At 66.0% G+C, this 23,320-nt stretch carries 20 protein-coding genes; 13 read left to right on the top strand and 7 right to left on the bottom strand.

Annotation, left to right across the window (positions count from 1 at the left end; translation table 11 throughout):
- The 6 genes from ACQR1D_RS12940 (at position 1) to ACQR1D_RS12965 (ending at position 6,041) form a co-directional block, all read left to right on the top strand.
- The gene (locus ACQR1D_RS12940; RefSeq protein ID WP_315803997.1) at positions 1–381 is read left to right on the top strand and encodes a hypothetical protein; all 381 of its coding nucleotides are present in this window, start codon (positions 1–3) and stop codon (positions 379–381) included.
- A 246-nt stretch (positions 382–627) separates the two neighbouring features.
- Positions 628–1,368: a DNA repair protein RecO gene (gene recO / locus ACQR1D_RS12945; protein WP_434838236.1), complete on the top strand. Its 741-nt coding sequence runs from the start codon at positions 628–630 to the stop codon at positions 1,366–1,368.
- A gap of 290 nt (positions 1,369–1,658) precedes the next feature.
- Complete coding sequence (locus ACQR1D_RS12950; RefSeq protein WP_434838235.1) at positions 1,659–3,407, top strand: phospholipase D-like domain-containing protein; 1,749 nt, start codon at positions 1,659–1,661, stop codon at positions 3,405–3,407.
- A 30-nt stretch (positions 3,408–3,437) separates the two neighbouring features.
- Positions 3,438–4,484 carry a DUF2278 family protein gene (locus ACQR1D_RS12955; protein ID WP_315803994.1) on the top strand — a complete coding sequence of 349 codons (1,047 nt, stop codon included), beginning with the start codon at positions 3,438–3,440 and terminating at the stop codon, positions 4,482–4,484.
- 153 nt (positions 4,485–4,637) lie between these two features.
- Positions 4,638–5,624, top strand: coding sequence for a glutathione S-transferase family protein (locus ACQR1D_RS12960; RefSeq protein WP_434838234.1), 987 nt, complete (start codon positions 4,638–4,640; stop codon positions 5,622–5,624).
- Positions 5,625–5,633: 9 nt separating this feature from the next.
- Positions 5,634–6,041, top strand: coding sequence for an ACT domain-containing protein (locus ACQR1D_RS12965; protein WP_434838233.1), 408 nt, complete (start codon positions 5,634–5,636; stop codon positions 6,039–6,041).
- Positions 6,042–6,062: 21 nt separating this feature from the next.
- On the opposite strand, the gene ACQR1D_RS12970 is transcribed toward ACQR1D_RS12965, so the two are convergent.
- Positions 6,063–7,121: a LysR family transcriptional regulator gene (locus ACQR1D_RS12970; protein ID WP_316181916.1), complete on the bottom strand. Its 1,059-nt coding sequence runs from the start codon at positions 7,119–7,121 to the stop codon at positions 6,063–6,065.
- Between the two features lie 155 nt (positions 7,122–7,276).
- On the opposite strand from ACQR1D_RS12970, the gene ACQR1D_RS12975 reads away from it, so the two are divergent.
- From ACQR1D_RS12975 to ACQR1D_RS12985, 3 genes are all read left to right on the top strand, one after another.
- Positions 7,277–8,938, top strand: coding sequence for an acetolactate synthase large subunit (locus ACQR1D_RS12975; protein ID WP_434838232.1), 1,662 nt, complete (start codon positions 7,277–7,279; stop codon positions 8,936–8,938).
- Position 8,939: 1 nt separating this feature from the next.
- Positions 8,940–10,541 carry an FAD-binding protein gene (locus ACQR1D_RS12980; RefSeq protein ID WP_434838231.1) on the top strand — a complete coding sequence of 534 codons (1,602 nt, stop codon included), beginning with the start codon at positions 8,940–8,942 and terminating at the stop codon, positions 10,539–10,541.
- A 111-nt stretch (positions 10,542–10,652) separates the two neighbouring features.
- Positions 10,653–11,276: a glutathione S-transferase family protein gene (locus ACQR1D_RS12985; protein ID WP_434838230.1), complete on the top strand. Its 624-nt coding sequence runs from the start codon at positions 10,653–10,655 to the stop codon at positions 11,274–11,276.
- 3 nt (positions 11,277–11,279) lie between these two features.
- Here the strand turns inward: ACQR1D_RS12985 and ACQR1D_RS12990 are convergent, their stop codons facing one another.
- The 6 genes from ACQR1D_RS12990 to ACQR1D_RS13015 all read right to left on the bottom strand — a co-directional run bounded on the left by ACQR1D_RS12990 (position 11,280) and on the right by ACQR1D_RS13015 (position 17,851).
- Entirely contained in the window at positions 11,280–12,068 is a 789-nt protein-coding gene (locus ACQR1D_RS12990; protein ID WP_315803987.1) for an IclR family transcriptional regulator, read from the bottom strand.
- Positions 12,069–12,099: 31 nt separating this feature from the next.
- Positions 12,100–12,861 carry an SDR family NAD(P)-dependent oxidoreductase gene (locus tag ACQR1D_RS12995; RefSeq protein ID WP_434838229.1) on the bottom strand — a complete coding sequence of 254 codons (762 nt, stop codon included), beginning with the start codon at positions 12,859–12,861 and terminating at the stop codon, positions 12,100–12,102.
- On the bottom strand, positions 12,858–14,591 hold the full coding sequence (locus tag ACQR1D_RS13000; RefSeq protein WP_434838228.1) for an FAD-dependent oxidoreductase: 1,734 nt from the start codon (positions 14,589–14,591) through the stop codon (positions 12,858–12,860). The genes ACQR1D_RS12995 and ACQR1D_RS13000 overlap by 4 nt, the downstream gene beginning before the upstream one ends.
- A gap of 10 nt (positions 14,592–14,601) precedes the next feature.
- Positions 14,602–15,813 carry an ABC transporter substrate-binding protein gene (locus tag ACQR1D_RS13005; protein WP_434838227.1) on the bottom strand — a complete coding sequence of 404 codons (1,212 nt, stop codon included), beginning with the start codon at positions 15,811–15,813 and terminating at the stop codon, positions 14,602–14,604.
- 154 nt (positions 15,814–15,967) lie between these two features.
- Complete coding sequence (locus ACQR1D_RS13010) at positions 15,968–16,186, bottom strand: hypothetical protein (protein WP_315803983.1); 219 nt, start codon at positions 16,184–16,186, stop codon at positions 15,968–15,970.
- A gap of 834 nt (positions 16,187–17,020) precedes the next feature.
- Positions 17,021–17,851: an alpha/beta fold hydrolase gene (locus ACQR1D_RS13015; protein ID WP_434838226.1), complete on the bottom strand. Its 831-nt coding sequence runs from the start codon at positions 17,849–17,851 to the stop codon at positions 17,021–17,023.
- Between the two features lie 395 nt (positions 17,852–18,246).
- Here ACQR1D_RS13015 and parC point away from each other — a divergent pair, with 395 nt between their 5' ends.
- The 4 genes from parC to ACQR1D_RS13035 all read left to right on the top strand — a co-directional run bounded on the left by parC (position 18,247) and on the right by ACQR1D_RS13035 (position 23,306).
- On the top strand, positions 18,247–20,499 hold the full coding sequence (gene parC / locus ACQR1D_RS13020; RefSeq protein WP_315805841.1) for a DNA topoisomerase IV subunit A: 2,253 nt from the start codon (positions 18,247–18,249) through the stop codon (positions 20,497–20,499).
- Between the two features lie 83 nt (positions 20,500–20,582).
- Positions 20,583–21,545 (top strand): cation diffusion facilitator family transporter, encoded by a 963-nt coding sequence (locus tag ACQR1D_RS13025; RefSeq protein ID WP_315805840.1) that lies wholly within the window; start codon positions 20,583–20,585, stop codon positions 21,543–21,545.
- A 44-nt stretch (positions 21,546–21,589) separates the two neighbouring features.
- Positions 21,590–21,994, top strand: a complete 405-nt coding sequence (gene arsC / locus ACQR1D_RS13030; protein WP_315805839.1) for an arsenate reductase (glutaredoxin) — start codon at positions 21,590–21,592, stop codon at positions 21,992–21,994.
- 37 nt (positions 21,995–22,031) lie between these two features.
- Complete coding sequence (locus tag ACQR1D_RS13035; protein WP_316181550.1) at positions 22,032–23,306, top strand: adenylate/guanylate cyclase domain-containing protein; 1,275 nt, start codon at positions 22,032–22,034, stop codon at positions 23,304–23,306.
- Positions 23,307–23,320 lie beyond the last annotated feature (14 nt).

Raw genomic sequence — 23,320 nt, forward strand, 5'->3', positions numbered from 1 at the left:
ATGAGCGTGCCGCGCAACGTGCTGTGGTTCGAAGTGCTGCTCTACATCTCGCTGATGCTGGACGCGCTGTCCGTTGCGGTGTCGGACCGGACGCCGACCTTCGACATGACCGAGGACATGATCACCGCGCAGACCGTGCTCAACGGGGTGGTCATCCTGCTGCTGTTCTATTTCGTCTATCTGGCGGCGCAGCGCCGCAGGAACTGGCCGCGCTGGGTGCTGCTGGGGGCGCTGGTGCTGTCCGACATCTCCCTGGTGCAGGTGATCGGCCAGAAGGGCATGACGCTCGATGCCGGCATCGAGGTCATCTCCTGCGCGCTGACGACGATGGGTCTGTACTACTCGTTCACGGGCGATGCGCGCGGCTGGTTCAACGCGTGACGCTTTGACCGTAAGGGCCGTAGAGCGCGGCGCGCCCACCAAGGTTGGGGGCTAGCGCAGAAGGCCACCAAGACGTCATTGCGAGCGCAGCGAAGCAATCCAGGGCTGCGATCCGACTTTGGATTGCTTCGCTGCGCTCGCAATGACGAGTTTTGTGGCGGCAGCGCGCACAAGCTACGTTGATTGTCCACCCGCGGCCGGCACTAGGAGGCAAGCGCGTGTGGAATCATTTGGGCGGCTCGTGAGATGGAATGGACCGACGATGGCATCGTGCTGGGCGTGCGGCGGCACGGCGAATCCTCGGCTGTCGTCGAGCTGCTGACCCGCGAGCATGGCCGGCATCTCGGTCTCGTGCGCGGGGCCAGCGGCAAGCGCATGCGGCCGGTGCTGCAGCCGGGCAATACGGTGCGCGCGATCTGGCGCGCGCGGCTCGACGAGCATCTCGGCATGTACGCCATCGACGCGCTGACCTTGCGGGCGGCGGGGCTGATCTCCGCGCAACACGGCGCCTACGGCGTGACGCATCTTGCCTCGCTGGCCCGGCTGTTGCCGGAGCGCGATCCGCACGAAGACATGTATCTGCGGCTCGAACATGCGCTCGATGATTTCGAGGATGTGGGCAGCGCCGCTGTCCACATCGTGCGCTTCGAGCTGGCGATCCTCGCCGAACTCGGCTTCGGGCTCGATCTCGACTCCTGCGCTGCGACCGGCGAGACCTCGGACCTGATCTACGTATCGCCGAAGTCGGGCGGCGCGGTGTCGCGCGCGGCCGGCGCGCCATGGGCCGACCGCCTGCTGCCGATGCCGCCCTTCCTGCGCGAGGGCGAGCAGGGCGATGGCTGGTCGCAGCAGGATCTGCTCGACGGTTTCCGGCTGACCGGCCTGTTCCTTCTGCGTCATGTGCTGGAGCCGCGCGGGCAGGGCCATTCCGACGCCCGCGAGGGCTTCATCAACGCGGTGACGCGGGCAAGGCCCGCCTTGCGATAGGGCTCGTTTTCGACGTTCCTCGTCATGTGCCCGCGCGCTCGTTCGCCAACGTCGAGACTGACGACACCGCGGGCATCGCGGCAAAGCTGATCCCGATACCGTCTCCGATTGTGACGTCATTCACATCCGTCTTCACACGACCGACGCAGGATCGTGCAACAATCCTGGTTGATGATAGTTCTCAGATCATTTTGAGGTTGCGTCGGCCGCGGGTCCTGGCGAAGATTGCAGCCCTTCGACGAGATGCGTTTCGTGCGCGCCTTTTTTCATCACCGTGGGGCATTTCGATCATGAGCGATTTCGAGAACCGCAAATCCAGCAACGGGTTCACGTCCAAGCTGTGGCGTGGCGAGCGCATGACGATGATCGGCTTCGACGTTGCCGAGCCCGAACCCGACCTGGTCGGATTCTCGATCGAAGTGAAGTCGCCGGGCGCACGGGATTTTTCTCAGTTGCGCAACAGGATCGCGTTTTCCTATCCGGCGGGAGCCGGCGCGGCGGTCGACGGCAACCGCAATTTCCCGTCGACCGAGGCGCCGTTCCAGAAATTCCGCTGGATCCATTTTCCCTACCGGCCCAAGGATGGCGTCTATACGTATCGTGTCGCCAAGCAGCACATGCGCAACGACGGCACGCTGGTGGCGGGGACCAGCCTCACGCTCGACATCACGCAGAGCGCCGTGACCTATGACGGCCTGGTCGACGTCGGTTTCACCCGCAACTTCGCCTCGTCTCAGGCCTATCGCGATCAGTTCGGCAACAATGCCGAGATCATTCCCGTCGAGAGCCGCGACGGGCCGGGCTTCGACAAGCTCGACCTCACCAACGAGGCCGGCGACAGCGTCTATGAGTGGCTGGGGTTCGAGGCCTACGACCTCCTGTTCGGCTTCTTGAAAGAGGCCCTTGCGGATCCCGGGCTCACGCTCGACGTGATGGCCTATGACCTCAACGAGCCCGATGTGATCGGCCAGCTCGAGCAGTTCGGTCCGCGGCTGCGGGCGATCATCGACGATTCCAACGCCAAGGATAACAGTCACAAGCTGCCGGGCAGCGCGGAGTCGCGCAGCGCCAAGCGCTTCAAGCAGGCGGGTGCTGCCGTGCTGCGCACGCATTTCAGCAACCTCCAGCACAGCAAGGTCCTGATCACGCGCCGCGACGGCAAGCCCGAGAAAGTGCTGTGCGGCTCGACCAATTTCACCTTCCGCGGCCTCTATATTCAGGCCAACAACATGCTGGTCTTTCATTCGCCTGATGTCGCCGGGCTGTTCGGCGAGATGTTCGACATCGCCTTCGAGGACCCCTCGGTCTTCCGGAAGAATGATTTCTCCAAGAAGTGGCACGCCGTCCATACCGAGGGAAAGCCGACCGTACAGCTCTGCTTCTCACCGCACCAGGCCACCGATCTCTCGCTCAATCCGATCCGGGCCGCGATCGATCAGGCCACCTCGTCGGTGTTCTACTCGGTCGCGTTTCTGAGCCAGCTCGGCGACGGTCCGACCAAGGAGGCGTTCGACCGCGTGATGGAGCGGCCGATCTTCAGCTACGGCACGGTCGACAAGCGCGGCGCCCTGGAGCTGCGCAAGCCCGACGGCTCGATCGGTCTCGTCGATTTCGCCTATCTCGCGAGCAAGGCGCCGGAGCCGTTCCGCAGCGAATGGTCCGGCGGCAAGGGCCGCAACATCCATCACAAATTCCTGGTGACCGATTTCAGCCTGCCGACCGCGAAAGTGTTCACCGGATCGAGCAACTTCTCGCCGAGCGGAGAGAAGGGCAACGGCGACCACCTCATCATGATCGAGGACCGAAAGATCGCCACCTCCTATGCGATCGAGGCCACCCGCGTGTTCGATCACCTGCAGTTTCGCAACCGGATGCGCGATGCGTTCAAGGGCAAGTCCGAGCGGCAGCGCTCCGCGTCCGCGCCTGCGGCGATCACGCTGCGCAAGCCGACGGCGTTGTCCGGCAAGCCGGCCTGGTTCGAGCGCTTCTACGTCGACGGCTCGCAGGCCGAACGCGATCGATTGCTGTTCTCGTCCTAGATATCGTTACGGACAGAGTTGGAGACGACCATGCCATTGAACGACTATTCGCTTCTCAAGGGTCGGCCCATCAACAATCGTCTGGCGTCGGGAAGCAGTCCGCACTATCAGGTGCAGGTCTCCGCCGACGGTGAGCTCTATCGCATCGCCATCAATGTCCGTTCCCAGGATGGCAGCGAGGTCGAGTTCCTGGTCCGCTCGCGCTTCGAACATCCGATCGTCGACGGCCTGAAGGCGTTTTCGGAGGGGCTGCATCCATTGGAGAGCAAGCCCGGCGGCGTGGCGCTCGATTTCATCCGGGGCAATCTGATGCAGCCGTGGGAGCTCAAGCCGCTGCCGCTGTCGGCCGCGGGCCCCGACAACGATCTCAACGAGAAAATCGACGCCTACGTTCAGCGCGCCATGTCCGACGAGACGGCTCTCATTTATGCCTTCGGCGTCGCATGGGGACCGGAGGAGAAGGCCGACCGCTATTTCGGCTTCAAGCCCGGCCGCGGTATCCACGATATCCATTTCAACCAGGGCAATCCGGCCGGCAAATACGCCGGGGACAACGGTCCCTGGCAGGACGGTGGACTGATCTTCGAGTTTCCCGACCAGCAGCAATGGGTCGCCATCTTCCTGAAGTTCCAGACCCAGGCCTGGCATTCGGACGATGTCAGCGGCGGGGTCATCCTGCCGCCCGATCCCGATCACCCGAACGCGCCGCATACGCCGCCCGACCGCGACCACATTCCGCCGCTCGACGTGCCCGACGGGCTGGTGCGGATCATCGCGGCCTATGTCAACGACGTGCGCACGCCGGAGCACGAGACGGTCACGCTGCTGAACACCGCCGATGTCGACGTCGATCTCACCGGCTGGCAGATCAAGGACAAGCAGAAGAACGCCATGCAGCTCAGCGGCACGATCGCGCGCGGCGCCACCTTGGTGGTGCCCATCGTCGCGCCGGTCGCGCTGTCGAACCGGGGCGGCATCATCACGCTGTTGAATGCCGCAGGCGTGAAGGTGCACGGCGTCTCCTATACGCGGGAACAGGCGGCGCAGCCGGGCCGCACCATCCCGTTCCAGTCGTGACCGCGTGTCGCGCGGCGGAGCCGTCTCGTCGAAGCGTGGGCTCTCTGCTGGCGCAGAGGCGGGGTGACGTGTACTCCTGTCACGTAAGGGCCAAGGCAAGAGGGCGGCACATTGCTGCCCCCCGCGCAGGTCACGGCGTGAGAGGAGAACGTCATGGGAGTCCTGGTCGACGGCCAATGGCACGACGTCTGGTACGACACGGTGGCGTCCGGCGGCCGTTTCATCCGCAAGGATTCTGCATTCCGCAGCTTCGTCACGGCTGACGGCCGTCCGGGCCCGTCCGGCACCGGCGGCTTCGCGGCCGAAGCGGGCCGCTATCATCTCTATGTCAGCCTGGCCTGCCCGTGGGCTCACCGCACCCTGATCATGCGCGCCCTGAAGGGGCTCGATGACATGATCTCGGTATCGGTCGTGCACTGGCTGATGCGCGAGCAGGGCTGGACCTTTGCCGAGGGTCCGGGCGTCGTGGCCGACAGCGTCAATCACGCCGGCCTTCTGCACCAGGTCTACACCGCCGCAGAGCCGCATTATTCCGGCCGCGTCACCGTGCCCGTACTGTGGGACAAGCAGAAGCGCACCATCGTCAACAACGAATCCTCCGAAATCATCCGCATGCTGAATTCGTCGTTCGACGGCGTCGGCGCCAGGCAAGGTGACTATTATCCGCAAGCCCAGCGTGACGAGATCGACGCCATCAATGCGCGCGTCTACGACACGCTGAACAACGGCGTCTACAAATGCGGCTTCGCGACCACGCAAGGGGCGTATGAGGAGGCGATCGGCCCGCTGTTCGCCACGCTCGACTGGCTGGAGGAACGGTTGTCAGCGCGCCGCTTCCTCCTCGGCAACACCATGACCGAGGCCGACATCCGGCTGTTCACGACCCTGATCCGCTTCGATGCGGTGTATGTCGGCCACTTCAAGTGCAACATCCGCCGCATCGCCGACTATCCGCACCTCGCAGCCTACACGCGCGATCTCTACCAATGGCCGGGGATCGCCGCGACGGTGAATTTCGAGCACATCAAGCGGCACTACTACGAGAGCCATCGCACCATCAATCCGACCGGCATCGTCCCGGTCGGGCCGCGGCAGGATTTCACCTCGCCGCATGGGCGCGAGCGCCTGGCGACGAATTGACGAGGATCCATGGCGGGTGAACGCAACCTCGATACGCTGCTGCGCACGATGGCTCCCGAGCTGCAGGACGGCGTGTTCGTGTTCTGCACTGTCGACACGCATCAGGACATCCCGGCCGGGCTGACGCCCCTCATGCTGTTCCGGGAGCGCGAAGCGATCACGCTCATCGTGCGGCGCGAGGAAGCAGGGCGGGCAGGGTTGCCCTGCCGGTTCGCCTCGCGCCTGATCACGCTCTCGGTGCTATCAGCGCTTGATGCGGTGGGTTTCCTTGCCGCGGTGACGACGAAGCTCGCGGCCGCCGGCATCAGCGTCAACGCGGTCTCGGCGTTTCACCACGATCATCTGTTCGTGCCGGAAGCACGAGGCAAGGAAGCCGTGCTGCTCTTGCATGAGCTGTCTCGCAGCGCCGCCACCTAGCGATGGCAGGACGGCGATCAGTCAGGCTTTGCTTCTGCCGACGTGATGCGATCGGCCTCGCCGGAGTCCACTCGGTTTCTTGCGTGTCGTGGCCGGCGACCGCTTCGTGTCACGCGCGGCGCGGGGGGCCGGAGGCCGGCGTGGCGCGATCAGCGTTCGCTCGGCCTGCGCGCGCACCAGGTCCATCAACATCATCGCTGCGGGCGACGGGGTCCGCCCCTTCAGCCGCAGGATGCCGAACTGCGCCATCAGCAGATCCGATGCGCGCGGCTCTTTCAGCTCGGCCACGTTGAGGCGGATCAACTGACCGGAGGCCAGCTCGTGGGTGAGAACGGCGTCGCCCGCGACGAGCACGATGTCGGAGCGAATGGCCATTTGCACCAGCAGGCTCGCGTTCTCGGATTCGAGCGCGACGTCGAAGCCGCGGCCCTCCGGCGCAGCGATGAGCGCTTCCAAGCGCCTGCTGAATTCCGGCGGCAGCGCAACGGAGGCGAAGTGCTGGCCGGCAAGTTCGCGTGCCGAAAGCTCCCGTCGGCGTGCCAACGGATGAGTCGCCCGACAGTAGAAGTATCCCGGAAGGCCGCCGAGCGGCTCGATGTCGAGGCTGTCGTCGGCGCGGATGTCGGTGATGTGCGCGAGGAAGAAATCGAGCTTGCCTTGCTGCAGCACCTCCATCAGGGCGCGCCAATTGTCCTGCACCACGATGATGCGCACGGACGGGTGCTCCGAATACAGCCGCGCCATGGCATCCGGCAGAAGCGTCAGCCCGGTGAAGGCGCCGACGCCCACCGTCACCTCGCCGGCATCTCCCGAGCGGAGCAGGCGCATCTCGCGGCCGAGATCGTCGGCGCCAGACAACAGCGACCGGGCCCGTGCCACCAGCCGTTCGCCGACCGGGGTGATCTCCACCGAGCGCGAGCTGCGGTCGAACAGCCGCATCCCGGCGGCGTCCTCCAAGGTCTGCAAGCTGCGGCTCAGCGCCGACTGCGTGACGTGGGCGCGCTGGGCCGCCCGGGCGAAATGCCGCTCTTCCGCGAGGTAGACCAACTGCTGCAGCTGGCGCAGGGTGGGGGTGTACATCGATGAGCCGAAATCATTGATCCAGCCATAACAATTCATTGGATTTCTGAGACCGTCAATTCCAAAATGGCGCAAATACAAACAGGGGAAATGCCATGGCGGGGTTGGCCAAGTCGCCCCGCGCTGCGGCAGTCTCCCGGCAACAGGCTCTTCTCATGCCCAACGGCGCGCAAGCTCTGATACGGACCCTGGTCAATTCCGGCATTCGGGTCTGCTTCACCAATCCCGGCACCTCGGAGATGCATTTCGTCGCGGCGCTGGATTCCGCGCCGGAGATGCGCGCCGTGCTGTGCCTGTTCGAAGGCGTGGCGACCGGCGCGGCGGACGGCTACGCCCGCATGACCGGCACGCCGGCGGCAACGCTGCTGCATCTCGGCTGCGGCCTCGGCAATGGCCTCGCCAATCTGCACAATGCGCGCAAGGGCAAGGTGCCCGTCGTGAACATCGTCGGCGACCACGCCACCTACCATGTCCCGTATGACGCGCAGCTCCAGTCCGACATCGAGACCGTCGCGCGCAACGTCTCGCCGGAATTCGTCTGGACCTCGCAGGTGACGTCGGAATTGTGCCGCGACGCGGTGGCGGCCGTGAAGGCGGCGTGCTCCTGGCCCGGACAGGTCGCGACGTTGATCCTGCCCGCCGACGTGTCCTGGGGGGAAGGCGGCGTCGCCGAGCCGGCGCCGGTGATCGAGCCGCCGGCGGCCGCCGACGATGCGACCGTGCAGGCGGTCGCCGAGGCGATCAGGGCGGGCGGCCGCAGCGCTTTTCTGCTCGGTGGCACCGCGCTGCACGAGGAGTCGCTGCTGGCGGCCGCGCGCATCGCGGCGGCCTGCGGCGTGAAAGTCTACGCCGAGACCTTTCCGACGCGCATGCAGCGGGGAGCGGGCCTGCCGGCCGTCGAGCGCATCGCCTATCTCGCCGAGATGGCGCAGATCCAGCTCAAGGAGATCGACACGCTGATCCTGGTCGACGCCAAGGCGCCGGTGTCGTTCTTCGCCTATCCCGGCAAGAAGAGCTATCTGCCGCATGACGGCTGCAAGGTGCTGACCTTGTCGACGCCGGCGCAATGCGCCGCGGGCAGCCTGATCAAGCTTGCGGCCGCGCTGGAGGCCAACAGCGCCACGCCGGCATTGTCACCGGCCTCGCGGCCCGGGCGTCCGCGCGGCAAGAAGCTGACCGCGGAAAAGGTCTGCAAGGCCGTTGGTCATCTCCTGCCCGAGAACGCCATCGTCGTCGACGAGGCGATCAGCTCCGGCCTGATGCTGTCGAAGTTCACCGCGGGCGCGCCGCGCCACGATCTGATCACCTTGACCGGCGGCGCCATCGGGCAGGGGCTGCCGAATGCGATCGGCGCTGCGATCGCCTGTCCGGACCGGCCGGTCATCGCGCTGATCGGCGACGGCAGCTCGATGTACACGATCCAGTCGCTATGGACGATCGCGCGCGAGCGGCTCAACGTCACCGCCATCATCTTCAACAACGCCTCTTACTCCGTGCTCAACGTCGAGCTGGAGCGGGTCGGCGCCGATGAGATCGGACCGAAGGCGCGGGCGCAGCTCGATTTGCACGGGCCGGTTCTGAAATTCGCACAGATCGCCGACGGCATGGGCGTGCGATCGACCCGCGTCACCACGCCGGACGAATTCACCAGCGCGTTGCAGGGGGCGCTCGCGCGGCCGGGGCCGCATCTGATCGAGGCGATGGTGCCGCCGGCGCTGACCGGCCTCAAGCTGAAGCTCCTGCCGCATCTCCTGGGATCGCTCGACCGCGTCCCGCTGCCGGTGGCGCGGATGCTCAAGCGCAAGATCGCGCCGTGACATGAGCGCGACGCTGCAATCCGACGTCGTCATCGCCGGCGGTGGTCTCGCCGGCATCGTCACCGCGCTGGAGGCGCTGCGCGCCGGCAAGTCGGTGACCATCGTGGACCGGGACACGCAGGAGCGGTTCGGCGGGCTGGCGTTGTGGGCATTCGGCGGCATGGCGCTGGTCGGCACGCCGTTGCAGGCGCGGATGAAGATCCCGGATACGCCCGAGATCGCGCTGCGCGACTGGATCAGGTTCGGCGAGCTCGACGCGGCCGAGCACTGGCCGCTGCAATGGGCGCGCTATTACGTCGAGCATTCGCGCGCCGAGGTCTACGATTGGCTGCTGTCGCATGGCGTGACCTTCATGCCGGCCGTGAACTGGGTCGAGCGCGGCCGGCAGGGTGACGGCAATGCGCTGCCGCGCTATCACGTCGTCTGGGGCACCTCGCAGCGGCTCACGCGCGTGATGATCGCGGCGATGCGCGCGGCCGACAGTGGCGGCCGGCTGACCGTGCTGCATCGCCATCGCGCCGTCAGCCTCGATCGCGCCGGCGGCGCCGTGGCGGGCGTTGTTGCCGTCAACGAGCAGACGGGCGCGGAAATCCGCATCGCGGCGCCGCTGACAGTGCTGGCGATGGGTGGTCTCAATGGCAGCCACGCCGAGGCCCGCGCCAACTGGGTCAAAGGCCGGCCGCTGCCGCAGGCGATGCTCAATGGCGCGCATCCGTTCTCGGACGGCAAGCTGCATCACCACGCGGCTGATAGCGTGGGCGCCGAGATCACCCATGCCGGCGAGATGTGGAACTACGCCGCCGGCATCCCGCATCCGTTTCCGCATTTCGAGGGCCATGGCCTGTCGCTGGTGCCGTGCAAATCGGCGCTGTGGCTCAACCATCGCGGCGAGCGGATCGGGCCCGAGCCGCTGGTGACCGGCTTCGACACCCATGATCTGTGCCAGCGCGTCGCGGCGCAGGAGAAGCCGTATACGTGGCATCTGTTGAACTGGCGCATCGCCGCCAAGGAATTCGCCATCTCCGGCGCCGAGCACAATCCGCGCATCCGCGACCGGCAGATGCCGATGTTCCTCAAGGAGACGCTGCTCGGCAATCATCGCCTGGTGCGGCAGATGCAGCGCGAGAGCCGGCATTTCCTGGTCGACGAGACGCTGGCTGGCCTCGCCGCCAAAATGAATGCGCTGACCGGCACCGGCGACGTGAAGCCGGAGGTGCTCCAGGCCACCGCCGACGCCTTCGACGCGAACTTTGGGAATGGCGACAAGCTCCACAACGACGACCAGTTGCGCCGCATTCTGCATGCGCGGCAATGGGGGCCGGACAAGCTCCGCACCTGCAAGCCTGCGCCGCTGCAGGCGCCGGGCGCCGGGCCGTACATCGCCATTCATATGCAACTCATCACCCGCAAGAGCCTCGGCGGCCTCAAGACCGATCTGCAGAGCCGGGTCCTCGACACCACGGGCGCGCCGATCGGCGGCCTCTACGCGGTCGGCGAAGCCGCCGGTTTCGGCGGCGGCGGCGCGTCGGGTAAGCGGTCACTGGAGGGCACGTTCCTGCCGGGTTGCATTCTCACCGCACGGGCGGCGGTGCGCGCGATGTGACGGCTACGGGAACCGTACGAGTCAGCGGAACCGCCGCTGAATTATTGCTCGGTCACTGTCGATCCGGTGCTGCTACGTTCGTCTTCGAGGCACATGAGATGGAGACCCGTCATGAAGATCTACTGGATCAAGGCTCAGGCGCCGCGCCGCGTGCTGGCGCTGGTGAAGCATCTCGGCGTCCCGGCCGAGTTCATCGATGTCACCGGCCAAATGAAGACGCCGGATTATGCCGCGCTCAATCCCAACATGAAGGCGCCGGTGCTGGTCGACGGCGACACCGTGCTGTGGGAGTCGACCGCGATCATGGCGCAGCTCTGCATTCGCGAGAGCTGCGACATGTGGCCGGCGCGCGATCCGCAGGAGCAGATCGAGGTGCTGCGCTGGCTGGCGTGGACTGATTGCCACTGGGCGCCCGCGGTCGGGCCGTTCTATTTCGAGCACATCGTGAAGAAGACGTTCGGGATCGGTGCGCCGGACCGTGCCGCGCTGGTCGCGAAGGTGCCGAACCTGAAGACGTTCGCCGCCGTGCTCGACGCGCATCTCAGGTCGCATAGCCACATTGCTTGCGACCGGCTCACCATCGCCGATTTCGCGGCCGCTTCGATGGCGACCGACTGGCGCGAGGCCGAGATGCCGATGGAGACGTTTCCGAACATCGTGCGCTGGCTCGACGGGCTGATGCGGCTGCCGGCGTGGGCCGATCCGTGGCCGGAGAAGCGCTCGGTCGCGGCCTGAGGCTCACGGCTGCGCGATGCCGTGGCCGAGCTGCTTGGAGATCTCGGCCGCGCAGGCGCGCAGGCGGTTCGCGAGCGGCGACTGCCAGCCGGCATCGAAGGTGCCGGCTGGTCCCATCGCGGTGATGACCAGCGCGACATGACCGGCGTGATCGAACACCGGCGCGGCGAAGGCATTGACGCCAGGCAGGGGATCGCCGACGGCGCGCGCCAGGCCCTGCGCGCGCACCTCGGCCAGCATCTCCGCCACTTTCGGGCTCCTCAGTGCGCGCTTCGGATTGTAGCCGACACCGAGACGGTCGAGGCCGGCGTCGAGCGCGGCCTTCACCGTCTTCGGCGGCAGGAACGCCGCGAAGGCGCGGCCGGTCGCGGTTTCCAAGAGCGCCATGATCGAGCCGACGCGCATCACGATGTGCACCGGATGGCTCGGCTCCTCCAGCCGCACCACGGTGGGGCCATTGGTGCCCCACACCGCGAGCGAGACCGCGTGATCGATGGCGCCGGCGAGCGCCGCGATCTTCGGAGTGGCGATCCGCACCGCCGACAGCCGCCGCAGGCTGATCAGTCCGAGCTCGAGCGCGAGCGGGCCGATCTCGTAGCGTCCGGTGGTTTCGTCCTGCTCGATCAAACCGATGCGCGAGAAGCTGACGAGATAGGGATGCGCCTTGGCCGGCGGCAGCCCGGCCTCGCGCGCGAGGTCGCGCAGCATCATCGGCTCGCCGCTGCGCGCCAGCGCCTGCAGCAAGGTGCCGCCGACCTCGATCGATTGGATGCCGCGGCTCTCTCGTCCCATGTCTTGTTGTGCCCCTGGTTCGGCGCCGTGCCTACACCGCCAGGAAGCCGCCGTCGACCGGCAGGGTCACGCCGTTGACGTAGGACGCCATGTCCGAGACCAGGAATGCCACGGGGCCGGCGAGCTCCTCCGGCTGGCCGACGCGGCCGAGCGGCGTGCGGCTCATGAAGCCTGCGAGCCGCTCTGGATCGTTGCGGGTCGTCTCCGTCATCGCGGTGGCGATCACGCCGGGCGCGATGGCGTTGACGCGGATGCCGTCGGCGGCGAGCTCGCGCGCCAGCGCCTGGGTCAGCGACTTCACGCCGCCCTTGGAAGGCGAATAGCCGAGCGTGTTGCTGATGCCGATGAAGGACGCGACGGATGCGATGTTGACGATGGTGCCGCGCGTCTTGCGCAGCGCGGCGAGAAACGCGTAGGTGACGTTGAACACGCCGTTGAGATTGACGTCGATCACCCGCTGCCAGTTCTGCGCGGCCCGCGGCGAGTCGATATTCTCTCGGATGATGATGCCGGCATTGTTGATGAGAATGGAAATCGGTCCGACCTCGGCGCGTAGCTGCGCGGCCAATGCCGCGCAGCCTGCGGCGTCGGTGACATCGAGCTTGTAGGCCCACGCCTTGCGGCCATGGCCGCGGATCTCGGCGGCGCAGCGCTCCGCACCCTCCATGTCGATGTCGGTGATCACGACATCGGCGCCGCGGCCCGCGAGTCCCAGCGCAATCGCACGGCCATTGCCATTGGCGGCGCCGGTGACCAGCGCCAGCTTTCCGGCCAACATCTGATGGTCGCTCATGCGGCGCTCCTTTGGCCCGCGCGTTCCGCGAGGTGCCGACCGGCAATGTAGCCGAAGGTCAGCGCCGGTCCCAGCGTGATGCCGGCACCCGGATAGTTGCCGCCCATGATGCTCGCCATGTCGTTGCCGGCGGCATAGAGCCCCTCGATCGGCTGGCCCTGGGCGTCGAGCGCGCGGGCATGCTCGTCAGTGCGGATGCCGGCATAGGTGCCGAGATCGCCGATCACCATCTTGATCGCGTAGAACGGCCCGTCCTTGATCGGCGCCACGCACGGGTTCGGTCCGTGCAGCGCATCGCCCTGGTAGCGGTTATAGGCGCGCGAGCCCTTGCCGAAGGCCGGATCCTGGCCCAGCGCCGCATCGGCGTTGAAGGCGGCGACGGTTGCTTCCAGCCCCCGCGGATCGATGCCCGTCGTGCTCGCGAGTTCGGCCAATGTCGCGCCGCGCTTGAGATAGCCGGTGCTGAGATGGTGCCCGAGCGGCATCGGGAACGGCGGCACGCAGCCGAGGCCATAGCGGCGCAAGGAGCGGTGGTCGGTGATCAGCCAAGCCGCGATCTCGCGTCCCGGCTTGGCCGCCTTGACCATCGCCTGCACGAAGTCGTGGTAGGAGTTGCCTTCATTGGCGAAGCGCACGCCATCCGCGGTCACCGCGATCACGCCCGGCTTGGCGCGGTCGATGAAGTGCGGCATCACGCCCTTGCTACCGTCCTTGCGCGTGGTGACGGAGACCGGCACCCAGGCCGCCGCATGCGGCAGGCCATCCTCGACCCGGCCGCCGACGGCTTCCGCGAGCCGCAGGCCGTCGCCGGTGTTGCCGACAGGGCCGGGCGACACATGCTCCTGTCCGGTCGGCGCATGCGGAAACATCGCCTTGCGCCTGTCGACGTCATGCGGGAAGCCGCCGCAGGCCAGCACCACGCCGAGCCGCGCATTGACGCGGATACGTCGGCCCTGGCGCATCACCACGGCGCCGCGCACGGCCTCGCCGTCGCGGATCAGCTCGGCCACCGGCGACGACAGCCACAGCGGAATCCCGAGATCGAATGCCGACTTCGCGAGCCGCCCCGCCAGCGCATTGCCGTTGGTCAAGGTCATGCCGCGGCCGTGGCGCAGCACGTCCAGCGCATGCTTCGACAGCCGCTTGGCGACGTAGAACGCGGACGCCAGCGACTTGGTCGCGCGCATGAAATGGATGATCTCCTTGCCGGAGCCGAGCATCATGCCGAACACGGTGAGCTCGGGCAGCGGCTGGCCGAGATCCTTGATATGGTCGCCGAGCTCGCGGCCGTCGAACGGGCGCGTCACCATCGAGCGGCCGCCCTGGGTGCCGCCCGGCGCCTCCGCGTGGTAGTCGGGAAAGGTCAGCGGCATGTCGAACTTCAGCGCGGTCTTGCTGGTGAAGAAGTCGACCGCCTCCGGGCCCTTGCTCAGGAACGCGTCGACCCGCGCCGCATCGAAACTGTTGCCAGCTTCATGACGCAGATAGCTGCGCGCCAGCTCGGGCGGCTCGTCGATGCCCCAGGCCTTGGCCAGCGACGTGCCGGGAATCCACAGCCAGCCGCCGGAACGCGCCGTGGTGCCGCCGAACCGCGGCTCCTTCTCGGTCACGACGACCTTCAGCCCGGCATGGGCGGCGGTGACCGCCGCCGACAGCCCGGCGCAGCCCGAGCCGACCACCAGCACGTCGCAATCATGGGTGTCGCCGGCCTGGTGATCTGCTCCGCTCATGCGCGCGCTCCTACTTCTTCAGCAGCGGGCACTTGGATTCGGAGACCGGCCGGAACGCATCCTCGCCCTTTACGGTCTTGACGATCTCCAGGTAGTCCCACGGCTCCTTCGACTCCGACGGCTTCTTGACGCGGGCGAGATACATGTCGCGGATGACGCGACCATCCTCGCGAAGCTTGCCGCCGTGAACGAAGGTATCCTCGATCGGCAGCTCGCGCATCTTCGCCATGACAGCCTTGGGATCGTCTGTACCGGCCGCCTTGATCGCCTTGAGATAGTGCAGCACCGAGCCATAGACGCCGGTCTGGATCATCGTCGGCATCACCTTGGCGCGGGCGTAGAACTTCTTCGACCAGGCGCGGGTGGCATCGTCCATGTTCCAGTACGACGCCGTCGTCATGTAGGTGCCTTGCGCCGCCTCGAGCCCGATCGCATGCACGTCGGTGTCGAACATCAACAGCCCGACCAGCTTCTGGCCGCCCTTGACCAGGCCGAACTCGCCGGACTGCTTGATGGCGTTGTCGGTGTCCTGGCCGGCATTGGCGAAGGCGACGACGTCGGCCTTCGAGCTCTGCGCCTGCAGCGCGAAGGAGGAGAAATCGGCGGTGTTGGTCGGATGCTTGACGCCGCCCAGGATGGTGCCGCCGAGCTCCTTGATGAAGCGCGTCGCGTCCTTCTCCAGTTGCTGGCCGAACGCATAGTCCGCGGTGATGAAGTACCAGGATTTGCCGCCCTGGCCGATCACGGCGGAGGTCGTCACCTTCGACAGCGCATAGGTGTCGTAGGTGAAGTGGACGGTGTTGGGGCTGCACAGCTCGTCGGTCAGCGAGCTCGCGCCCGGACCTGACAGCAGCGCGATCTTGTTGCGCTCGCGCACCATGTTGTGCACGGCGATCGCGATGCCGGAATTGGGAATGTCGACCACGGCATCGACCTTGCCGTTGTCGAACCAGTCGCGCACGACCGTGGTGCCGACGTCGGTCTTCATCTGGTGATCGGCGCTGATGATCTCGATCGGCTTGCCCAGCACGGTGGGCCCGAATTCCTCGACCGCCATCTTCGCCGCCTCGACCGAGCCCGGCCCGCTGTTGTCGCGCCCCCAGCTCGAGAGATCGGTGAGCACGCCGATCCGCACCACGTCGTCGGAGACTTGAGCCGATGCGTTGGTCGCAATGAATGACGTCGTTGCCAGGAACGCGCAGGCCAGCATCTGCCGTCGCATGAAGATCCTCCCCGTTTGCCCCGCTCTGTCGGCGGTGGCAGCGAGTTAGACATTGACGAATTGGTTTGTCAATTACGAATGGGTGCGATGCAGCGCACAACGACTGTGGAGGTCGTCGCGGATATCGGATGGCGGCTGGGGAGCGCGATGCGCCCTACACGCGCGGCATGATCTGCAATTCGAGCAGCGCCAGTCGTTGCATCGCGGCAGGATCCCGCTCTCCGGTCTTGGCGGCACGCAGCACCGATTCGGCAAGCAGGGTGACATGGGTCGAGCTCACCGGCTCGGGCAGCGCGGCGATGGCACTGTCGAGGGCCTGCGTCATCAGCACGATGACATCAGGCGAAAACGCAGCGTCTGAAAAATCCTTCATGCAGAACTGTCCGCAGCAGGGGCTTCAGTCGAAAATCGGTTGACGCAACGCGTGTTGATGTTGTCGGCAACGCGCCAGCCGCGGCTCCGGTTCCGGCTCTTCCGAGCTTCGGATCAGCAGAATCGCTGATCTGCCATGCGCAAACTGCCCGTCGAGCCAATCTGCCGCAGGCCGATCAGCTTGTGTCGTCGGGCAAATCAGGACGATGCTTCCGCCCATCCCGCCTCACCGAAGGGGCGTTACGCGCGATCGTCACGATACGCGAGGCGGGGAGCGGTGGCCTGTCGGATCGCAGCGTGCTCTATGCGCGTGGACGAACGAGTCCGGCAGGACGATGAAATCGCAGCGTCCTGGCGCCCCGATGCTGGCGTCAAGCCGGCGATGGATGCCTCAGGCATCGCGCTGACGACGGTGGCTAACAAGCCCGGACACCGGGGAGACTGCGTATAAATCGTAAGCCCATCGCGCAGGGAGGGCCGGGTCGTCCGGCTGACCTGTGGTACCTGCCGCCTGCATTTTTTTCGCAGGCGGGCCACGGGCCTCAGTCGAGGTCCGGCCTTCCCTGCGCCCTCTGATTGGAGAGGGTGATCGATGTGATAGCTCGGACGCTGATCGCGTCGCGAGAAGGTTTGACCATGTCTTCAGCAAAGGCATTGAAGCGATGGTGGACGAGGAGCTGCCACGCACTCGTCATGCCCGGGCTTGTCCCGGGCATCCACGTCGTTCGGCGTGCGCGGTGCAACGTGGATGGCCGGGACAAGCCCGGCCATGACGTGCAAGACGTGAGGTCTGCCGCCTCACCGGCCTCCGGCTGCTCATTCACCAGAGCGCGAGCTACCCCTTGATGAACGCCAGCAGGTCCGCATTGATCACGTCGGCATGGGTCGTGGCCATGCCGTGCGGGAAGCCCGGATAGGTCTTCAAGGTCCCATGCTTCAGCAGCTTGATGCCAATGCGCGCGGAATCGTCGATCGGGACGATCTGGTCGTCCTCGCCATGCATCAGCAGCACCGGTACGTCGATCGCCTTGAGATCCTCGGTGAAGTCGGTTTCCGAGAACGCCTTGATGCAATCATAGTGCGCCTTGGTGCCGCCCATCATGCCCTGGCGCCACCAGTTGCGGATCACGCCTTCGGAGATCTTGGCGCCGTCGCGGTTGAAGCCGTAGAACGGGCCGGTCGGAATATCGAGGAAGAACTGTGCGCGATTGGCGGCGAGCGCGGCGCGGAAGCCGTCGAACACCTCGATCGGCAGTCCGCCGGGGTTCTTGTCGGACTTGACCATGACCGGCGGCACCGCGCCGAGCAGGGCGGCCTTGGCGACGCGGCCTTTGCCGTGCTTCGCCACGTAGCGCGCGACCTCGCCGCCGCCGGTGGAGTGACCGACGTGAACCGCGTCCCTGAGGTCGAGCTTGGCGGCGAGCGCCGCAACGTCGGCCGCGTAGGTGTCCATCTCGTTGCCGGTCTCGGTCTGGCTCGAGCGGCCATGGCCACGGCGGTCATGCGCGATGACGCGAAAGCCCTTGTCGAGGAAGAACAGCATCTGCGCGTCCCAATCGTCGGACGACAATGGCCAGCCATGATGAAAGACGATGGGCCGGCCCGAGCCCCAATCCTTGTAGAAGATCTGCGTGCCGCCCGATGTCGTCACGAATCCTGAGCTCATGGGATGTCTGCCTTTCTCACTGGATGGAATCTGCCGCGTTCAAGGCGCGGCGTGATGGCGCTCCTCGTCGCGTCGATACGCAACCAAGGATGTCCGCTGCTACCTTAGCGACGGAGGGTGACGATCTCAGCAACACAGACTCGTGTGCGACATCGTTGCATCTCAACGGGACGCGCGATGGCTGCCCAATCCTGAGCGTAGCGGCATGCGTCGGCGGCGCATGACCTGCATGATTTGCGGGCTGCTTTGCGGTTCCGCGGCCGGACACCCGGTTTTTCCTCCTGGAACCGGGCAGGGCCGTCATTGCGCCCCGGCGCGTCATCGCATAAAGCGTGTTCCCAAATCGTTCAATTCAGCTCAAGCTCCTGGGCTAACCCACTGAAAGCTCAACGCTAATGGGAAAATCACTGATTCCGCCGGAGCCGGCGGAGATTCACGAGGTCGCGCTGCGCGAGGCGCTGGAGGAGCGCTATCTCGCCTACGCGCTCTCGACCATCATGCACCGGGCGCTGCCCGACGCGCGCGACGGCCTCAAGCCGGTGCACCGGCGCATCCTTTACGGCATGCGGCTGCTGCGGCTCGATCCCGGCACCGCGTTCAAGAAGTCCGCCAAGATCGTCGGCGACGTGATGGGCTCGTTCCATCCGCATGGCGACCAGGCGATCTACGACGCGATGGTCCGCCTCGCGCAGGACTTTTCCTCGCGCTATCCGCTGGTCGACGGCCAGGGCAATTTCGGCAACATCGACGGCGATAATCCGGCGGCCTATCGCTACACCGAAGCGCGCATGACCGACGTCGCGCGGCTGCTGCTCGAAGGCATCGACGAGGACGGCGTCGAGTTCCGGCCGAACTATGACGGCCAGTCCAAGGAGCCGGTGGTGCTGCCCGGCGGCTTCCCGAACCTGCTCGCCAACGGCGCGCAGGGCATCGCGGTGGGCATGGCGACCTCGATCCCGCCGCACAACGCCGCCGAGCTGTGTGACGCCGCGCTGCATCTGATCGAGAAGCCCGACGCCAAGTCGCGCGCGCTGCTGCGCTGGGTGAAGGGCCCGGACTTCCCGACCGGCGGCACCGTGATCGATTCAAAGGAATCGATCATCGAGGCCTACACCACCGGCCGCGGCTCGTTCCGCGTCCGCGCCAAGTGGAAGCAGGAGGAGGGCAACCGCGGCACCTGGATCGTCGTCATCACCGAGATTCCCTATCTCGTGCAGAAGTCGCGCCTGGTCGAGAAGATCGCCGAGCTGCTCAACGAGAAGAAGCTGCCGCTGGTCGGCGACGTCCGCGACGAATCCGCCGAGGACGTGCGGCTCGTGATCGAGCCGAAGTCGAAGAACGTCGATCCGGCGCTGATGATGGAATCGCTGTTCCGGCTCACCGATCTCGAGAGCAAGATTCCGCTGAACCTCAACGTGCTGATCAAGGGCAAGATCCCGAAGGTGGTGGGTCTCGCCGAGTGCCTGCGCGAATGGCTCGATCATCTGCGCGACGTGCTGCTGCGCCGCTCGAACTACCGCAAGAAGCAGATCGAGAACCGGCTGGAGATCCTAGGCGGCTATCTGATCGCCTATCTCAACATCGACGAGGTGATCCGGATCATCCGCACCGAGGACGAGCCGAAGCCGGTCCTGATGAAGACCTTCAAGCTCACCGAGGTGCAGGCCGAGGCCATCCTCAACATGCGCCTGCGTAGCTTGCGCAAGCTCGAGGAAATGGAGATCCGCACCGAGGACAAGAACCTGCGCGGCGAGCTCAAGGGCATCAATGCGCTGCTCGGTTCTGAGCAACTGCAATGGGCCAAGGTCGGCGAGCAGGTCAAGACGGTCCGCGACCTGTTCGGGCCGAAGACGCCGCTCGGCAAGCGCCGCACCAATTTCGCCGATGCGCCGGAGCATGACCTCGCCGCGATCGAGGAGGCCTTCATCGAGCGCGAGCCGGTCACGGTCGTCGTCTCGGACAAGGGCTGGGTGCGCACGCTGAAGGGCCACGTCGCCGATCTGTCGAACCTGCAGTTCAAGACCGACGACCAGCTCGGCCAGGCGTTCTTTGCCGAGAATACGTCCAAGGTGCTGCTGTTTGCGAGCAACGGCAAGTTCTACTCGCTCGACGTCGGCAAGCTGCCCGGCGGCCGCGGCCATGGCGAGCCGATCCGCATGTTCATCGATCTCGACCAGGATGCCTCGATCGTGTCGATGTTCGTCACCAAGGGCGAGCGCAGGTTCCTGGTGGCGGCGTCCGACGGCCAGGGCTTCATCGTCAAGGAAGAGGATTGCGTCAGCAACACCCGCAAGGGCAAGCAGGTGCTGAACGTGACCGCACCGGCGGAAGCGCGCGCGATCACCACCGTCCAGGGCGATCAGGTCGCGGTCATCGGCACCAACCACAAGATGGTGGTGTTCGGGCTCGACCAGGTGCCGGAGATGGCGCGTGGCCGCGGCGTCCGGCTGCAGAAATACACCAGCGCGCAGCTGTCCGACGTCACGACGTTCGAGCAGAAGCAGGGGCTCGCCTGGAAGGATTCCGCCGGCCGCGACCAGGGCCTGAGCTGGAAGGAATTGGCCGACTACCGTGGCAACCGCGCCGATGCCGGCCGCATCGCGCAGGGCCTGCCGAAGTCGAACAAGTTCAACCGGCCGATCGAGTAGCGACGTAATAGTATCCGTCCGGCGGCCGTCTATATCAGACAGCGGGCGATCGCGAGGTGCGCGATCGCCCGGAGACATGTTGGATGGCGCACTCGCATTCTCATCATCCCGACCATGATCATTCCCATGATCATGGCTCCCCGCACGCCCATGGCCACGCCGGCCACAGCCACGCGCCCGCCAGCTTCGGCACGGCGTTCGCGATCGGCGTGTCGCTCAACACGGCCTTCGTCATCGCCGAGCTCATCTTCGGCTATGCCGCGCATTCGCTGGCGCTGATCTCGGACGCCGTCCACAATCTCTCCGACGTGATGTCGCTGCTCCTGGCCTGGGGCGCGCTGTGGCTGTCGGGCCGGCGGCCGACCGACCGCCACACCTATGGCTATCGCCGCGCCTCGATCCTGGCCGCGCTGATCAATGCCGGCCTGCTGCTGCTCGTGGTCGGCGGCATCGCCGTCGAGGCCTTCGACCGCCTGCGCAATCCGGACGAGGTCGCCGGCACGACCGTGCTGTGGGTGGCTGCGCTCGGCATCGTCATCAACGGCGCCACCGCGATGCTGTTCATGCGTGGCCGCGACACCGACCTGAATATTCGCGGCGCCTACCTGCACATGGCCGCCGACGCCGCCGTGTCGTTCGGCGTGGTCATCGCGGCGCTGGTGACGATCTGGACCGGATGGCTGTGGGTCGACCCGGTGGTCAGCCTGATCATCGCGCTCGTGGTGCTCCTGAGCGGCTGGGATCTCGCCCGCGACAGCGTCAATCTGGCGCTCGACGCCGTGCCGCGCGACATCGCCCTGCCGGCGGTACGCGATTATCTCGCCTCCCTCGACGGCGTCAGCGAGGTGCACGACCTCCACGTCTGGGCGATGAGCACCAACGAGACCGCGTTGACGGCGCATCTGGTAAGGGCAGGCGGAACGGATGATGCCTTCCTGCATCGCGTCTGCGCTGAGCTGTCCCATCGCTTCAATATCCAGCATCCCACCCTGCAGATCGAGGCCGATGGCTGCGCCTGCAAGCTCGCTCCCGCCGACGTGGTGTGAGCAGTACGCGAATGTGCCCTCGGCACGCAACGACTGGACAGCCCATGCCCGTGACGATCTTCCACAATCCCGCCTGCGGCACGTCGCGCAACACGCTCGCAATGATCCGCGCCTCGGGTGAGGAGCCCGAGGTGATCGAATATCTGAAGACGCCGCCGAGCCGCGAGCAGCTGATCGCGCTGATCAACGCGATGGGCGTCAAGGTGCGCGACGTGCTGCGCGAAAAGGGAACGCCCTATGCCGAGCTTGGGCTGGGCGATCCCAAATGGACCGACGACCAGCTGATCGAGGCGATGCTCGCGCACCCCATCCTGATCAACCGGCCGATCGTGGTGACCAGCAAGGGCGCGCGGCTCTGCCGCCCGTCCGAACTCGTGCTCGACCTGCTCGATCATCCCGTCTCCTCCTTCACCAAGGAGGACGGCGAGGTGGTGAGCCGGCCTGGCTGAAGCTTTCCGGATCGTGACGCGTTGGTGAGTTGAAACCATGGATACGGCGACCCGTCTCGAAGTGGCGAACTGGCTCGTGGCTCAGAGCCTGACCGGCATGCCGGAAAACGAGATCCTGCGCGGCTTCTGCGAGCGCTGCCGCGCGGCCGGACTCGAATTGTCACGCAGCCTCGCGATCATCGACACGCTGCATCCGATCTTCGAGGGGCGTGGCTTCCGCTGGAACGATTTCGACACGAACGAGGCCGACAGCTTCGAATATGGCTCCAGCAATGAGGGAGAGGCGGCACAGAACTGGCGGCGCTCGGTCTTCCACCACATGCTGGAGAACGGCCATGACGAGTTCAGCATCGACTTCCTGAATTGTGCGCATCTCGATTTTCCGATCATCGAGGAGCTTACCGCACAGGGGCATCGGCACTATCTCGCCTTCGTGCACCGGTTCGGCGAAGCCGGCACGCTCGGCCAGATGGACTGCTTCTATTCGAACTGGCTGACGCGGCGTGACGGCGGCTTCACCGACACGCAGGTCGGCGCATTGCGCGACCTTGTCCCGCTGCTCGCGCTGACGATCAAATCCGCGCAGCAGGTCGACATCGTGCGAACCCTTGGCCGCGTCTATCTCGGCCGCGATGCGTCGGAGCAGGTGCTGCGCGGCCGCATCTCCCGCGGTGTCACCGAGCGCATCAATGCCGTGCTGTGGTTCTCCGACCTGCGCAGCTCGACCGCGATCAGCGAGAGCATCTCGCCGGACGAGATCATCCCGCTGCTCAACGACTATGCGGAGGCGTCGATCGACGCGATCTACGAGTCCGGTGGCGACGTGCTGAAGCTGATCGGCGATGGCGTGCTGGCGATCTTCACCGGCGGCGACATGGCCTCGGCCCGTCACGCCGCGCTGCGCGCCGAGCATCGCTTTCGGCTGAACATCCTGAAGCTGAACGCACGGCGCGCCGGCGAGGGACGGCCTGTCACCTCGGCCTATGTCGGCCTGCATGTCGGTGAGGTGTTCTACGGCAATATCGGCAGCGAGGACCGGCTCGACTTCACCGTCGTGGGACCGGCCGTCAACGAGGTCAGCCGCATCGCCTCGATGTGCCGCTCGGTCGATCGCGAACTGTTGGCATCCTCCGAATTCTGCGAGGGGCTCGACGGCGAAGGTCGGCGCTATCTGGTGTCGACCGGGCGCTACGCGCTGCGCGGCATCGGCCGCGCGCAGGATCTGTTCACGCTGGATCCGGACATTGCCGGCAGCGCCTCGGCCACGCGGGCCTACGAGAACTACCTGGCGGACGAGATGTCGCACCCTTGACCCACGTCAATGCC

It is taken from the genome of Bradyrhizobium sp. HKCCYLRH2047, assembly GCF_051168175.1.
In the GTDB taxonomy this organism is placed as follows: Bacteria; Pseudomonadota; Alphaproteobacteria; order Rhizobiales; family Xanthobacteraceae; genus Bradyrhizobium.

Coding starts and splice junctions, on each gene's coding strand:
- ACQR1D_RS12940 (WP_315803997.1), top strand. CDS start 1: ATGAGCGTGCCGCGCAACGTGCTGTGGTTCGAAGTGCTGCTCTACATC.
- recO (WP_434838236.1), top strand. CDS start 628: ATGGAATGGACCGACGATGGCATCGTGCTGGGCGTGCGGCGGCACGGC.
- ACQR1D_RS12950 (WP_434838235.1), top strand. CDS start 1,659: ATGAGCGATTTCGAGAACCGCAAATCCAGCAACGGGTTCACGTCCAAG.
- ACQR1D_RS12955 (WP_315803994.1), top strand. CDS start 3,438: ATGCCATTGAACGACTATTCGCTTCTCAAGGGTCGGCCCATCAACAAT.
- ACQR1D_RS12960 (WP_434838234.1), top strand. CDS start 4,638: ATGGGAGTCCTGGTCGACGGCCAATGGCACGACGTCTGGTACGACACG.
- ACQR1D_RS12965 (WP_434838233.1), top strand. CDS start 5,634: ATGGCGGGTGAACGCAACCTCGATACGCTGCTGCGCACGATGGCTCCC.
- ACQR1D_RS12970 (WP_316181916.1), bottom strand. CDS start 7,121: ATGTACACCCCCACCCTGCGCCAGCTGCAGCAGTTGGTCTACCTCGCG.
- ACQR1D_RS12975 (WP_434838232.1), top strand. CDS start 7,277: ATGCCCAACGGCGCGCAAGCTCTGATACGGACCCTGGTCAATTCCGGC.
- ACQR1D_RS12980 (WP_434838231.1), top strand. CDS start 8,940: ATGAGCGCGACGCTGCAATCCGACGTCGTCATCGCCGGCGGTGGTCTC.
- ACQR1D_RS12985 (WP_434838230.1), top strand. CDS start 10,653: ATGAAGATCTACTGGATCAAGGCTCAGGCGCCGCGCCGCGTGCTGGCG.
- ACQR1D_RS12990 (WP_315803987.1), bottom strand. CDS start 12,068: ATGGGACGAGAGAGCCGCGGCATCCAATCGATCGAGGTCGGCGGCACC.
- ACQR1D_RS12995 (WP_434838229.1), bottom strand. CDS start 12,861: ATGAGCGACCATCAGATGTTGGCCGGAAAGCTGGCGCTGGTCACCGGC.
- ACQR1D_RS13000 (WP_434838228.1), bottom strand. CDS start 14,591: ATGAGCGGAGCAGATCACCAGGCCGGCGACACCCATGATTGCGACGTG.
- ACQR1D_RS13005 (WP_434838227.1), bottom strand. CDS start 15,813: ATGCGACGGCAGATGCTGGCCTGCGCGTTCCTGGCAACGACGTCATTC.
- ACQR1D_RS13010 (WP_315803983.1), bottom strand. CDS start 16,186: ATGAAGGATTTTTCAGACGCTGCGTTTTCGCCTGATGTCATCGTGCTG.
- ACQR1D_RS13015 (WP_434838226.1), bottom strand. CDS start 17,851: ATGAGCTCAGGATTCGTGACGACATCGGGCGGCACGCAGATCTTCTAC.
- parC (WP_315805841.1), top strand. CDS start 18,247: ATGGGAAAATCACTGATTCCGCCGGAGCCGGCGGAGATTCACGAGGTC.
- ACQR1D_RS13025 (WP_315805840.1), top strand. CDS start 20,583: ATGGCGCACTCGCATTCTCATCATCCCGACCATGATCATTCCCATGAT.
- arsC (WP_315805839.1), top strand. CDS start 21,590: ATGCCCGTGACGATCTTCCACAATCCCGCCTGCGGCACGTCGCGCAAC.
- ACQR1D_RS13035 (WP_316181550.1), top strand. CDS start 22,032: ATGGATACGGCGACCCGTCTCGAAGTGGCGAACTGGCTCGTGGCTCAG.